Genomic DNA, 13,598 nt, shown 5'->3' with positions numbered 1-13,598 from the left:
CCTGACCCTCGACGGGGATCAGGATGATCAGACGATCGCAAGAAGGGTCGGATTTGCTCCGGTGGGTCCCGATTCATCCGCCGTCCAGCGGTCAGCTTTCACCCGTCGCCGAGAGTGACCAGCAGACGCGTGCCGGGGTGGCCGGAGACAGTGACCAGCCCGCTCTTGGCACGCCCGCCCCCTGCCACGCCGTAGCAGGGGGCTGTACTAACTGTGCCGATCCGGCCGCGATCGGCGATCTGCCATCGCCACGGCCGGTCGTGCGGCAGACTAAGAGCATGAGTAGGTATGCCGTGGCCAAGCCGTATGCGCTGCCGGTATCGCTCGGCCTGCTGGCCGGGCCGACGACGGGCGCGGTCGTGCTGCCGCGGCACATCGACTGGGGACCGCCCTACTTCTACGACCTCGCGGATCATGCCGACCTCGTGTTGATGTACGAGAGGGTGATCCGGGAGGCGCAGACCCCCGATGACCTGCACGCCCACCTGGACCGGGGCACCCTATTGAGTGTCTGGCCCGAGCTGTTCCTGCCTCGGGAAGCCCGTGCGGCCTGGCAGGCGCGCTTCCCTGACCTTGGGCCGAGGGCGGCTGCCGCGTAGTGGACGACCTGCACCGGCGGCTGATCAGGATCGGGCTGGACGCCCTCGCCGAGGATTACGGCTATGCCCTCGCGGGCGGTTACGCCGTTCAGGCGCACCGCATCGTGGACCGGCTCAGCGACGATGTCGACCTGTTCGCGCCGATCGATCGAGCGGCGAAGGAGATGCCGGCCGCTGTCGCGCGGGCTGCCGCGGCGTACGAGGCCGCCGGGTACACGGTCGAGATCGCGCAGCAGGTGCCCACCTACGCCCGTATGAACGTCACCGACCCGGCCACCGGATTCCAGAGCAAGGTCGAGCTGGTGGCCGAGTTCCTTCACCACCCGCCGGTGGCCTCCGACCTCGGACCGGTCCTGCACCGCGACGACGTCGCCGCGGGCAAGACAGGCGCGCTGTTCAGCCGAGCGGAGGTCCGCGACGCCATCGAGGTCGACGGACTCCTCAGGGCCGGCTACTCCCGCCAGCGCCTGATCGAGCTCGCCGCTCAGAACGACGCCGGGTTCGACGAGCGGATGTTCGCCGACGCGCTGCGGCGCGTGGCCCGCTACAGCGACAAGCAGTTCGCCGCCTACGGCCTCGACCCCGCTGGGGCCGCCGCGATCCGCGAGCAGTTCGCCGACTGGCACCACGAACTCGCCGAGCCGTAGGACGCTGCTCCCGCTTCACGCAGACACATGCCCTGGACCCATCGGCGGAGCCCGTACAAAGGCCGATTCGCGCGGTCAACGACGCCCGAGCGGTGTAGCCAGTGACCGTCACGACCACCCGTAAGACAATTCACTTGCCAATCCTGCTTGTTGGTCGATAACTCTCTTCTTTACACGACAGGGCGGGAGGGACGGCCGATGGTGAGTGCGCCCGAGTTCGACGAGCGCCAGGCCGAGCCCAGCGCGCGGGAGCTCTCCGACGGCACAGCCAGCTTGCTCCGCGAGGTCGATGCCGCCCTGTCCTCGAACCGATGGGCCCTGCTCGACACCGGATCAACCACGGTGAAGCTCAGACTCTACGAGGCGGCTTCGCTGCGCCACTGCTGCCTGCTGCTTGCGGAACTGGCCCAGGCCGCCGACGCGGGAGCCGAGTTGATCGTCCGGATACTCGGACGATGCCTGCTGGAGGCGTTCCTACGAGCGCTCTACCTCCACTACGGCGGCCAGGACGCTCTCGTGCGCATCGCTCAGGACACACTGCATCAGCACGTCAAGATGCACGAGAACATCCAGGAGTCCAACCACAGATTGGCCAGGGACAGAAAAGCGGCGCGGAAGCGTCTTGCGAAGATCCTTGCGGCGAACAGGGGAATCGCCCGGCGCAACGCCGAGCAGCCCAGTACGGCGCCACTGCCCGTCCATCGTGAGCCGTACGTTCCCCGCCTGGCCCCGAGCGGCCTCGACCTGAGCGCAACCATCGCGGAGTTCGGTGACCTGACCCCGCAGGCGCTCACCGTGATCGAGACCGTGGACGCTCTGACCATACTCGGGCCTGAAATGGGGTTCAGCAACGAGGACCTCGACTTTCGACGTTTTCGTTGATCGTCGTTGGGTCGCTCGGTGGGGTGATGTGGCGTCATCTGGCCGCGTGGGGTGGGGACAGCAGAGAAGCATCGGCGGTGCTTGCGTCGCCTGCTGTGAGGGACCCGCCGATGCTTCCGGATCCGACCGTACCCGCTTCGCTGCTCGCCGTGTTGGAGTTGGTGCGGGGGAGCTTCACCGCGCCGAGCTTCCGGACCTTCGCGGCGCTGGTCACAGGGCTGGTCGCGCAGACCGGGCGGTGCACGGTCACCGGGATGCTGACCGGCGCCGGGTTGACGCGCACCTGGTCCCACGACCGCGCCCACGTCTTCTTCTCCCGCGCCCGCTGGAACCCGGACATCCTGGGCATCTCGCTGTCCCACCTGATCGTGCGGCGCCTGCTGCCCGAGGACGCGGTGCTGACCCTCGCGGTGGACGACACCCTGTTCAAGCGGCGCGGGAAGAAGGTGTTCGGCGCGGCCTGGCAGCACGACGGCGCGGCCAAGGGCCCCAAACCCGTCGGGCGCGGGACCTGCTTCGTCGTCGTCGGCCTCGTGGTTCAACTTCCCTTCCTGGCCCGGCCGGTGTGCCTCGCCTGTGGTGGCCGGGGCACGAGCAGAGCAAGGTCGACCTCGCCGCGTCCATGATCCGTTTCCTGGCCGCTTGCCATGACGGCCGGCGTATCCACGTCGTCGCCGACGCCGCCTACCACGGCAAGGGCCTGCGGAACCTGCCCGCCACCTGCACCTTCACCACCCGGCTGCCCGCCAGAGCGGTGCTGTACGACCTCGCCCCGCCGCGCACCGGCAAGCGAGGCCGCCCCGCCCTGAAGGGCCAGCGACTGGGCACCGCCGGGGAGTTGGCCGCGACGGCCGCCTTCACGTCCTTCCAGGTCACGCGCTACCAGCGCACCGAGACCGTGCACCTCGCCGAGATCACCTGCCTGTGGTACGGCTCCTTCCACACCCGCACCGTCCGCGTGATCCTGCTGCGCGACGATGACACCGACAGCGGCTACGACCTCGCGCTGGTCACCACCGACCTGACCACGCCAGCCCCGGCGCTGATCACCCGCTACGCGTGGCGCTGGTCCATCGAGGTCACCTTCGCCGAGGCGCGCGACCTGCTCGGTGCCGGCCAGGCCCAAAGCCGCACCCGCACCGCGGTCGAGCGCACCACCCCGTTCGGCCTGTACTGCTACACGCTCACCGTCGCCTGGTACGCGCTGCACGGCCACCACCCCAGCGATGCCACCGACCGCCGCGAGCGCGCGCCCTGGTACACGAGCAAGGCCGACCCGTCGCTATCCGACATGGTCGCCAAGCTCCGCCGCACGATCATCGCCGCCCGATTTCTGCCCACCCGCCCAGGCGGGCCCACCGATCAGGAAATCCGCGCCGTCCAGCAGGCATGGGCCGCAGCCAGCCTCGACACCGCTGCGTGATCACCCACGCCTGCCAGAACATCGAAAGTCGAGGAGGACCTCACGCCGATGTACCACCTCTACCGTGGCCTGTCCGCCCGCGGAATCCACCCGTCGTTCGCGGTGTACGAGTCCTATGTCCTCCACGGGCACTTCATCCGCACCGCACCGGACCTCGGCCCACCGAGCATGACGAACAGCATCTGGGCAACCGTCCTCTACACGGCCGCCTTCCTCGCCAGCCGGATCCTCACCGACAACGGACACTCGACGCCCGTCGCCGACACCCTGTGCGAGCGACTCGCTCCAGAGCCCGACGGCAGCGCGGCCTGGCGCTCCTGGTACCCGTCCCCGTAGGACCCCGCGCTCTGACCCGAATCCGCAGGTAGTGGCGGAGGTCGGCGGCTGATACGACGACAGGTGTCCCTGCGGGTTTGAGATGATCGAGGTTCTCTACGCCTGATCGCTCTACCTGCAAGGACACCTGCCGAGTGAAGACGATATCGCGTCGTCGTACCGCCTCCCGCACCCCTGGTCGGCGCTGGACCCGGTTGCGGGCGCGGGTGGGTGTGCCGGACGCGTCGCTGACGGAGAACGGCGGGCTGCTGCTGGTGGCCGAGCTGGACCGGGCGCTGGGGGTCACCGCCGCGCTGGACACGGCGATCGGCCCGGTCAAGGCACGTGAGCGGGGCCTGTCCGGGGGCGAGTTCGCGCTGGCGCTGGCGGCGGTGCAGCTGACCGGCGAGGACCACCTGGTCGGGTTCGACCGGCTGCGGGCTGATCGGGTCGGTGAGGCTCTGCTGCCCGCGCCCGTTCCGCCGTCCACGACGGCCGCCACGCTCGCCGCCCGGTTCGATCAGGCCCGGCGCGAGGGCGTTGAGGTGGCGTGTGCGCGGGTCACCGCCCGTGCGTTGTCCGCGCTTGCGGTCGGCGAGCGGGCCCGGATCCTGACCGGGCGGGTGACGATCGACCTGGACGCGAAGGACATCGAGGTCTACTCGATGCGCAAGGAGCAGGTCGTCCGCTCCTACAAGGGCGAGATCGCCGGGCGGGTGCACGCCGCGCACTGGGCCCAGGCCGGCACCGTGCTGGTCGCCGACCTGCTGGACGGCCGCTCGGACGGCCGCACCCACGCACCGGGCCAGGTGGACGGGGCGGTGGACGCGGTGCGCGCGGCCGGGGCGAGCGGACGGATCCTCTTCCAGGGCGACTCGGGCTACTACGCGGGCAAGGTCGCCGAGAAGATCGTCGCCCGCGGATGCCTGTTCCGGCTCGGGGTGCCGCGCGGCCAACCGCTGTGGCGGGCGGTGGCCGCCGTGCACGAGGACGACTGGACCGAGGCTGTGGACTACCCCACCGCGCAGGTCGCGCTGCTGGACTACGTGCCCACCGGATGGCCCGATGGCACCGGGGTGATCGCGCGGCGGGTGCGTTACGACGCCGTCGAGCTGTCCGCCGACCCGCGCTCGCGCCGCTCGCGCACGGTGGGCAAGGACCAGCTCGCCCTCGTGTTGGACGGCATCGCCGACGCCGCGTACGCCTACTCGTTCTTCGCCACCAACGAGCCCCTGGACCTGGACGAGGACATCGCGCTCGCGGAGTGGGAGTTCCGCCGCCGCACCAGGATCGAGGAACTGTTTCGCGACACCGCCCACGGCGCCGGCCTCAACCACCTGCCCTCCGCCTCCCACGCGGTCAACAGCATGTGGATGTGGGGCGCGCTCCTGGCCTACAACCTCACCGCCTGGCTGCAGATGCTCAGCCCCCTGGGCACGGCACGCCGCCGCATCGCCACCGTGCGACGCCTGCTGATCCACCGGGCCGCCCGCTGCACGGTCACCGCCCGCCGCCACGAACTCCACTTCACCGCCACAGCAAGCGAGTTGATCGCCAACACGCTCGCCCGGATCCGCTCCCACCAATACCTTCCAGCCGCCTGACCGACCCGCCCGACCGGGCCCGAACCACCCACACCGCCCTGGAAAGCCGCCCACCCGACGCGCCAGCCGGGCCACCGGCCTACCCACGCACGCCGGACACACGCCGACGGCCAGCACAGAGATCAACTGACTGGCCGCCGGTCACTACCTGCGGATTCGGGTCTGACGACCGCGGCTGCCATCGAGCGCACGAACTCGTGCAGTCTCAGCACCGAGCGGCGGTACCCGAACGGCCGTACAACTGCCCTGGCTCATTCCCGTGAACGGTGTGCGCCGTCTGCGCGCTCTGGTGTGACGGTGGCGAGCGCCGCACACTGACGAGGCGACAGTAACCCCGGGCAGCGCACGCACGACCGTCAGCAGGGGGATGCCGATGGAGTACGTACCGATCCTGCGTGGCAAGGCGGGCGAGTTCATCGCCCTGCGCAACACCAGCGCCGACGTGCAAGCACGCATCCGCCCGATCCTCGAAGTCCACCCCGACCAGCGCTTGGCCGACGTCGTGCGAACCTTCGCCAGGCACGCCGGCGAGCACCTTCCCGCACACCTCACCGTGACCGTCGACTGCGGCCAGCTCTGGCAACACGGCGCCGTGGGGACCGGCTTCCGTGGCCACGCCATGCTCTGGCTCAGCGACTACTTCAGAGACTGGCTCCACACGCTCATCCCCACCTTCCGCACCACCGACCCGGCCGGCTCCCTCGATGAGACCCGCCAGACCCAGCTCGCCCACGGCGCGGGCGGCTGCCTGCGCATCAACCTGCACCACCTGCCCGCCACCCCGCGCGAACTGACCCAGGACGTGCAAGACGTCCTCGACGCCGTCGCGCTCCAGCCCCAGGACACCGACCTGCTCCTCGCCGCCGGCTACCTCCCCAACGCGGAAGCGGTTACCGCCCTCGTCCCCAGGGCACTCGAAGTCCTCACCTGGGCACGTGCGACGCCCTGGCGTCACGTCACCCTCGCCGGCGGGGCGTTCCCCCCGACACTGCGCCGCGTCACACCCCACATCCTCACCGCTCTACGCCGCTACGACCTGGACCTGTGGGAACACGTCGCCCGACGGGCCGCAGGCCCGCCGCCCGACTTCGGCGACCACGGCGTCGCCCACCCCGACCCACCGACCCCCGCCCGCGTGCGAGCCGCCCCCGCCAATCTGCGCTACACCAGCGGACGCCACTGGCACGTCGTGCGAGCCGTCGGCACGGCAGGCGTCGACACCCTCCGGCTATGCCGCCAACTCACCCGGGCCGACGTCTGGCGCGGCACTCACGCCGACCTGTCCTGGGGCGACGATGAAATCCACCTCCGTGCTCTCGGTCTAGCGGATGGTCCCGGCGGCCCCAGCCAGCGGCGCGCCTGGGAGACCTCCCACCACCTCGCCGCAGTCACCAGGTCCATCGCCGAGCGGGGCAGGCCCTGACGGTGCCGCCTGCACGTGAGGTGCCGGCCGCGGCGCGGTCCAGGGGCGTCCCGCTCAGCCGTGGCCCTGCTGGCGTCCGGCGAGTGTCGTGGTGAGTTCGACCGTGGCCAGGTACCACCAGAAGATCCAGTCGAGGAAGGCCGGGTCGTAGTCCTCCTGTTGGGAGGCGTCACGGTGGCGGATCTCGAACTTGTTGGCGATCATGAAGAGCGCGCCGTCGTCGGGCTTTCCGAGTTCGGTGCGGATCAGGTCGCGTCGCTCCTCGAGGATTCCGGCCAGGGCGATGATTGCTGAGCGCTTCTCCTCGATGGCTGCGCCGCGGCCGCGGCCGCGGTAGAGGGCGATGGCGTGCGCGGTGCGCTGTTTGATGTCGGGGTCGGTGACGGCCAGGGCCCGGTGGACGAGGTCGGCGCGGGCGTCGTCCGTCACGGCCACCAGCCGTCCCTGGTCCTCTCCCTCATCGGCCAGTCGGTAGTGGATTCCCGCGCCCGCGAGCAGCCGGTTCACCCGCCACCGGTACAGCACCCGGGCGGGGCCTGCGTGGAACTCCCGGTGGTGCCAGCCGCACTGGTTCCACGAATGGTAGGGGCGGTCGCGTGGACGCGACACCAGGTCGTGGAACACCTCCACCAGGCCGAAGGACGTGTCCTCGTCCCACTGCTGGGGCTTGAGGGGCCACAGCTGCGCGATGCCCAGGCGAAACTCCAAGACCTCGGCTGCGTCCGGCAGCTCCTCGCCGAACTGCTCGCCAAGGTAGCCATTAGCCATTGCCGTGCATCTCCATGACCAGCCGGGCGAACCCGAGGCGCACCGAGCCCGGGTGCGCCGGCGCCTTGGGGGTGACCCGCCCCTGGCGGTGAGGCCAGTAGGGGCGGGGCTCCGTGAAGTGCTTGATCTCCTTCGCCCGGTCGACCAACTCGCGGAACCACGTCCTCTGCGTCAGCACCGGGGCCTGGACCCAGGCGGGCAGGTCGGGCTGGCCCCATGGGTCGTCGGTCTTGGGGGCCGCGGCGGGTAGGTTCTCGAAGTCCGAACAGGCACTGGATCCCTGGAACGCCTCGGTGAGCAGCCATGCGGCCCTGGAGGTCCAGTCCCGCCGGCCGGACGCCGCGATGTGGTTGGCCTCGGCGATGAAGAGATCGGCAGGCCAGAGCAGCTCGTAGTTGCTGAGATCTATCACTGGGGTCCTTCCACGCCTGCTGGCCAAGGGAGTTGGCCAGCAGGTAGACCGGTCGGGTGCGGTGCCGCGTGGCGTGGAACTCTCTACCACAAGGCATGACCCTGCCGGCATGCTTTGTCAGGGAAATAGCTGATTCGAATGACTTCACGGTGATCTGCTCTGTGTCGGGGAAGGATCACCGGCGCCTGCGGGTGCCGTGCACCGCCGTCCGGCGGACAGCCGCTGCAGCCCGTGTCACTGGGGAGGGCGGGGACAGTCGTGTCAGCACAGGGGAGTGCGGGAGCGCGCGTCGATCGGGGGACCGAGGTGGTCCAGGTTATGGCCGGTGTCATCGATGTGGGATTGGAGCAGGCCGAGGGGCTGCTGCGTCGGATGCGCGGCGTGCTCGGCCGTTCCGACCTGCACGAGGTGGCGGCGGACGGGCAGGAGGAGTTGCGGGCGCGCGGCGAGTTGCTGCTGGGCCGCCTCGCCCCTGCTTCCGAGTCGCACCTGGAGGCTGTGGCCCGGCGAGCGGCAGCCTCCCGCCGGCCGTCGCCCGATGCCTGAGCTGCTGCAGGGACCAGAGCTCAGGGCGCGGGTCGACGAGGTCCTGCGCGCCTTCGTCCGGCAGGAGACCGAGCTACTGGTCGCCATCGACGTCCAACTGGAGCCGGTGGCGGAGCAGTTGCGTGCGGCCGTGGCGGAGGGCAAACGGTTGCGCGCCGCGTTCGCCTACTGGGGCTGGCGGGCCGCGGGCCAGCCGGACAGCGAGGCCATGGTGCGCGCCGCGGCGGCGATGGAGTTGGTGCACGCGGCAGCCGTGGTCCACGACGACCTGATCGATGACAGTCCGATCCGCCGCGGTGTGCCTACCGCGCACCTGTCCCTGCGCCGGGCCGTCGCCGACGGGCCCGAACGCGAGGCCCAGGGGCGTGCGTTGGCGATGCTGGTGGGCGATCTGCTGATGTCCTGGGCGGGACAACTGCTCGCCGCCTGCGGGCTACCCGCCGCCTACCTGGCACGGGCCCGCCCCCTGTGGGCCACGCTCGCCCGCGAGCTGATCGCCGGGGAGTGCCTGGAGATCCTGCGCACCCGCGCAACACCGGACGCGGAGAGCTCACTTGAGATCATCCGCTACAAGACCGCAAAATACACCGTCGAGCATCCGCTGCACCTGGGCGCACTGCTCGGCGGCGCTCCGCCCGCCCTCCTCACTGTCTTCACCGCCTACGGGGTGCCGCTGGGCGAGGCGTTCCAGCTCCGCGACGACCTGCTCGGCGTCTTCGGCGACCCGCGGCGCACCGGCAAGTCCAACCTGGACGACCTCACCGGCGCCAAACCCACGGCGCTGCTCGCACACGCCCTCACCGGCGCCACACCCGCCGACCGTGCGCGGCTCCAGCACCTGCCGGGCCGCGACGACCTCGGTGCGGCCGAACTCGACGAGCTGCGGGAGATCATGGTCCGTTCCGGAGCCCGCACCCGTGTCGAGGAGATGATCGGCGAGCGGGCCGCCGCCGCCCGCACCGCGCTCGCCCGGGCCGCACTCCCGCCGCAGGCCGCGGGCGCGCTCGCCGACCTGGTCGCCGCGGCGACCGCCCGCACCTCCTGACCCGCCGCACCGAACGAGGGGGCACCCCGATGACCGTGACACCTGAAGCGATGGACGCCCTGCGCCTGACGGGCGACCCGCTGGCCGACACCGTCGTGGACGCGCTATTCGAGCGCGGTGACATCGGCAAGTTCAACACCCTGATGCGCTGGGTCGCCCAGACCGGCCAGCCACTGCCCGAGGACGTCCCCGACGAGGCCCACGACTACCTGCACACCACCGCAGCCCCACCCGACTGGGTGGACTGGGACCAGATGGAGAAGGCCCGGCTCTTCTTCATCCGCAACAACGTCCACATCTCCACCGCGCTGTCCTTCGCCTCGATGCCCGCCTGCTACGTCGTGCCGCACGTCGCCCGCCTGCTCAGCGCCACCCACTCACTGGACTACCCCTCCAAGCGGATGGCCGAGACCGGCCAGTTCACCCTCTACCTGATGCGGCCCGACGCCTTCGAAGCCGGCGGCAGGTTCCTCCCGGCCGCCCAGAAGGTCCGCCTGCTGCACGCCTCCATCCGCCACCACCTGCGCCGCGAGAACCGCTGGGACGAAGCCGCCCTCGGCGTGCCGATCTGCCAGGAGGACATGATCGGCGGTCAGATGATGTTCTCCATCCAGGTGCTGGACGCCCTGCACCGGATGGGCATCCACATCTCCAACGAGGGCGCCGACGCCTACTTCTACGCCTGGCGGGTGGTCGGCGCCATCCTCGGCATCGACACCCGCGCCGCCCCCGCCGATCTGGCCGAGGCCCGCGACTTCTCCGACCTCTACATGGCCCGCCATATGGGCCCCTCCGACGAAGGCATCACGCTCACCCGCCAACTCATCGACCTGTACGAGCAGGTCGTCCCCGGCACCCTGCTCGACCCGGTCGTCCCCGCCCTGATCCGCTACCTGATCGGCGACACCTGCGCCGACTGGCTCCAAGTCCCGCGCTCCACCTGGGACAAGGCGATCACTCTCGCCCCCACCCTGCTGGGCGTCCTGGAGCGCATCGAGGACTCCTCCCCGCTGGGCGCCTGGGCGCTGGACCGCCTCGGCGACCTCACCACCCGCTTCGAACTCAGCTCCCTCACCCGCGGCCGGGTCATGCAGTACGCCATCCCCGAACACCTCCACGACGAACACGGCGTCACCTCCACCAGACACCGCACCGACCCCTGGACCCCGCCCCCGCTCTCCAACCGACTCCCGGCCTGACCACCGCCCGCGAGCGCGAAGTTCACGGTTCGCAAAATCGGTCGCGCCGGGCGACCCGACCACCCACTGATCCCCTCCCTGCCTGGATCCGGGCCCCGCGCCAGGGACGGCGCGGGGCCCGGCGGCGGTCAGCTGATGCGTACGGTCCGCTGGACGCCCCGTGCCGCAGCGCCAGCCGACACCGTCCGCTGAGGAGCTGATGTCGCCCACGAACTGAGGCGAGATGCCTCGAGGTAGCAGACGTTCCGGCTACTGGGGGAGACTGTGGATGTCGACGGCGTGGATGGCAAGGACGGTGCTGTCGCCGTCGATGGACACCGGCCCGTTCCAGGCGTGGTCCCAGGCGATGCGTCGGCGCTGCTGCCGGCCGCGGTAGATCTTCCTGCGGTACCCCTCAAGGTCGCCCCCACTGAGGTCCTCGAAGAGGTCCGCGTCGATGCCGGAGAACGCTTCGACGCGGATGTGGTTGAGCCGGAAGACGTGGTCCGTGCCCACGTAGCGCCGACCCAGCAGCGTGTACGCGGCGTCGTGGACGCTGTCGGTGGCCGCGTGCGCGGGCTCGGCGAACCGATCGCTGCCCTGACGCGGCAGCAGATAGGAAGCGGCGGTGGTGTCGTGTCCAGCGAACGCGCCGAGGCCGGCGGCGGCCGTGCGGCCCAGGACCTGCTGAAACCATTCCAGGTGATCGGCGCTCTCGATGTGGCAGCCGGGGGGCTGCTCGAACCGCGGGTCATCCCGTTCACTTTCGGGCACCTGGATCCCGGGAGCGATGTTCTCCTGCTCCGGCGCCTGGTTCAGCCCGGTGCCTGGCCGCGTCGGTGCGGCGAGCCAGCCGCCGTCGCCGTCGGCCTGCAGGAGGTGGACGCGCAGCGGTCCGTCGGAGGGCAGCTCGGTACTGAACACCAGGGCCGGGGTCTGGTTCCACGGGCCGATGTGCACGCCCTCGACATGCACCGAGGCGGCGGCGAGCTGGGTGTGGGAGGCGGAGGCGCCGCTGTGGTTGCCTCGGACGGCGATTGGTACGGCGCGCGAGGGCGCGCCCGGCTTCCAGAGCTCCGCGAAGAAGTCGGGCCGGTACTGGTAGCCGACGCGGCCGGGAGCGTTCCCGCCCGGATTGCGCTTCTTCACCGCGTCGGCGGAGGTCAGCACGAACCCGGCCCGCAGGGCGATGTCAGCCGGCGTGAACGACACCAGGTAGCCGGGATGCTGCGCCTGGAGCAGGCGTCGGGCGGTGGTCAGGGCCAGGCCGATGCCTAGCTCCTCCGACTGCAGCGCTTTGTAGTACTTGGCTGTGTTGAGTCCCTCCGCCGTCAGCTGGAGGAACTCCTTGGGCGCGCCGAGGGCTTGGGTGTACTTCAGGCAGGCCCAGTGCTCGGCCAGCCCCCGCCCGGCGCCCCGCTGGGACAGAGCGATCGCGCGGGCCAGGGTGTGGAGGACTTCCCAGAGCGGGGTGTCGAAGCGCAGCGAACTGCGGTCCCGCACGGCATGCAGGCCGGGCTTGCGCCGCAGCACCTCGCTGCCCTCCTTCTCCCGCTTCTCGTCATCGTCCGACGCTGCCGCCTCGACGTGGCCTTCGAGCTCCTCTCCGGCGTCGATCGCCACCCGTGATGAATCTCCGAGACCGACCAGAAGGCCATCGGCAGGCTTCATACTTCCCCCAAGCAGTGCTCTGACGGCTACTGGCCCAGGACGCTATCCGTACCCTGGGGGCGCACACACGGTGCCATGCGGGCGCGGCAGCCTCAGCCGCATGCGCCTGTCGCTTTCCGGCCAACTGTCACCGGATCCACCAGACATCTGGTGGATCCGACTCTTGCGTTGGGGTCTGCTGCCCTGCGCAGGGACTGGGGGACGGGCGCCTCCGGTGGGGCCGTGGACGGATGTCGGGCTAGCAGATCCGGTGCTGCCGCCTTTGCCGTCGCTGCCTGTCTGCAGCAACTGGACGAGGGTTCTTGACGCGACCGGAGCGACCAACAGCGGAGGTCCAGAACCCACCGCGACCGGTGCGGTCAGCCGAGCACGACGGCCACGCTGCCGTTCGCCTCAACGGTCCTCGACGATGAAGCAGGCCCGCTCGTAGAGTTCGTCGAAGGTGATGATCTCGACGTCCTGGATGGACGTCCGGTACAGCTCGAAAGAGCTGATCTTCTCGGGGTTCACGGCACCGTTGTGGGTGAACTCGCGCAGACTCCCGATCACCACGACCTGCCGGGGTCGGGTGGTGGACAGTTCGATGTCGGTCGGGGTGCCGTCTTCCTCGTAGATCCGGGCGAGGAACTCGCGGGAGATGAGCTGCTGGGCCTTGCTGGCGGTCTTCTGCACCTGCGCCACCGCGCCGCCCAGTTCTTTCGATGCCTGGTAGACGCCCGCGCGATACGGGGCCTTGGCGAGCAGCTCCGTCTGGTGGGTCTTGATCTCGCAGAAGAGCATGCTGCTGATCAGGCCCTTGGACCGCATGATGGCGTCGATGCGCTTCCCGGCCCCGCCGAAGATGTTCGCGCCGGTGGTGATGCGTTCTAGCTTCCCATCGTCGATGGATTCGCAGGCGATGAGGTTGAGGCCGTAGCCGAAGATCCACTGGTTCGCCTCGAAGAAGGCTTGCCAGACCGCCTCCGCCCCGCGTGTCGTTGCCCGGCTCTCTGAAGTTTCCCCCTGATCTTGGACAGCAGGTTTCTACGCTGCGGGGGTGAAGTCGTGCTGCAGTCTGGCTCGGGTTTCGAGTGGGGTGAGGTACC

General features: G+C 70.1%; 12 protein-coding genes and 2 pseudogenes. 11 read left to right on the top strand and 3 right to left on the bottom strand.

Annotation, left to right across the window (positions count from 1 at the left end; genetic code table 11):
* Positions 1-278: 278 nt before the first annotated feature.
* The 8 genes from ACZ38L_RS36205 (at position 279) to ACZ38L_RS36170 (ending at position 6,893) form a co-directional block, all read left to right on the top strand.
* Positions 279-599 (top strand): hypothetical protein, encoded by a 321-nt coding sequence (locus tag ACZ38L_RS36205; RefSeq protein ID WP_465701745.1) that lies wholly within the window; start codon positions 279-281, stop codon positions 597-599.
* Positions 599-1,246 carry a nucleotidyl transferase AbiEii/AbiGii toxin family protein gene (locus tag ACZ38L_RS36200; RefSeq protein ID WP_465701743.1) on the top strand — a complete coding sequence of 216 codons (648 nt, stop codon included), beginning with the start codon at positions 599-601 and terminating at the stop codon, positions 1,244-1,246. Before ACZ38L_RS36205 ends, ACZ38L_RS36200 begins: the two co-directional genes overlap by 1 nt.
* Before the next feature lie 198 nt (positions 1,247-1,444).
* Entirely contained in the window at positions 1,445-2,128 is a 684-nt protein-coding gene (locus tag ACZ38L_RS36195; protein WP_465701740.1) for a hypothetical protein, read from the top strand.
* A 110-nt stretch (positions 2,129-2,238) separates the two neighbouring features.
* Positions 2,239-2,754 (top strand): transposase, encoded by a 516-nt coding sequence (locus ACZ38L_RS36190; RefSeq protein WP_465701736.1) that lies wholly within the window; start codon positions 2,239-2,241, stop codon positions 2,752-2,754.
* On the top strand, positions 2,751-3,551 hold the full coding sequence (locus ACZ38L_RS36185) for a transposase (protein WP_465701732.1): 801 nt from the start codon (positions 2,751-2,753) through the stop codon (positions 3,549-3,551). The genes ACZ38L_RS36190 and ACZ38L_RS36185 overlap by 4 nt, the downstream gene beginning before the upstream one ends.
* A gap of 48 nt (positions 3,552-3,599) precedes the next feature.
* Entirely contained in the window at positions 3,600-3,887 is a 288-nt protein-coding gene (locus ACZ38L_RS36180; protein ID WP_465701727.1) for a hypothetical protein, read from the top strand.
* 134 nt (positions 3,888-4,021) lie between these two features.
* Positions 4,022-5,470: an IS1380 family transposase gene (locus ACZ38L_RS36175; RefSeq protein ID WP_465701724.1), complete on the top strand. Its 1,449-nt coding sequence runs from the start codon at positions 4,022-4,024 to the stop codon at positions 5,468-5,470.
* Between the two features lie 373 nt (positions 5,471-5,843).
* Positions 5,844-6,893 (top strand): beta family protein, encoded by a 1,050-nt coding sequence (locus ACZ38L_RS36170; RefSeq protein ID WP_465701722.1) that lies wholly within the window; start codon positions 5,844-5,846, stop codon positions 6,891-6,893.
* Between the two features lie 54 nt (positions 6,894-6,947).
* Here the strand turns inward: ACZ38L_RS36170 and ACZ38L_RS36165 are convergent.
* Positions 6,948-8,073, bottom strand: a pseudogene (locus ACZ38L_RS36165) (hypothetical protein).
* A 318-nt stretch (positions 8,074-8,391) separates the two neighbouring features.
* On the opposite strand from ACZ38L_RS36165, the gene ACZ38L_RS36160 reads away from it, so the two are divergent.
* Genes ACZ38L_RS36160 through ACZ38L_RS36150 form a run of 3 tightly spaced genes read left to right on the top strand, consistent with a single transcriptional unit; the run spans position 8,392 to position 10,863 of the window.
* Positions 8,392-8,619: a hypothetical protein gene (locus tag ACZ38L_RS36160; RefSeq protein ID WP_465701720.1), complete on the top strand. Its 228-nt coding sequence runs from the start codon at positions 8,392-8,394 to the stop codon at positions 8,617-8,619.
* Positions 8,612-9,664, top strand: coding sequence for a polyprenyl synthetase family protein (locus ACZ38L_RS36155; RefSeq protein WP_465701717.1), 1,053 nt, complete (start codon positions 8,612-8,614; stop codon positions 9,662-9,664). The genes ACZ38L_RS36160 and ACZ38L_RS36155 overlap by 8 nt, the downstream gene beginning before the upstream one ends.
* 29 nt (positions 9,665-9,693) lie before the next feature.
* Complete coding sequence (locus ACZ38L_RS36150; RefSeq protein ID WP_465701715.1) at positions 9,694-10,863, top strand: oxygenase MpaB family protein; 1,170 nt, start codon at positions 9,694-9,696, stop codon at positions 10,861-10,863.
* Between the two features lie 249 nt (positions 10,864-11,112).
* On the opposite strand, the gene ACZ38L_RS36145 is transcribed toward ACZ38L_RS36150, so the two are convergent.
* Positions 11,113-12,465, bottom strand: a complete 1,353-nt coding sequence (locus ACZ38L_RS36145) for a hypothetical protein (RefSeq protein ID WP_465701712.1) — start codon at positions 12,463-12,465, stop codon at positions 11,113-11,115.
* A 441-nt stretch (positions 12,466-12,906) separates the two neighbouring features.
* Positions 12,907-13,464 (bottom strand): annotated as a pseudogene (locus ACZ38L_RS36140) (Shedu immune nuclease family protein); the annotation flags it as partial.
* Between the last annotated feature and the right edge of the window lie 134 nt (positions 13,465-13,598).

Source organism: Kitasatospora sp. NPDC024654, assembly GCF_055559155.1.
This window is presented reverse-complemented; position numbering and strand designations above follow the sequence as displayed.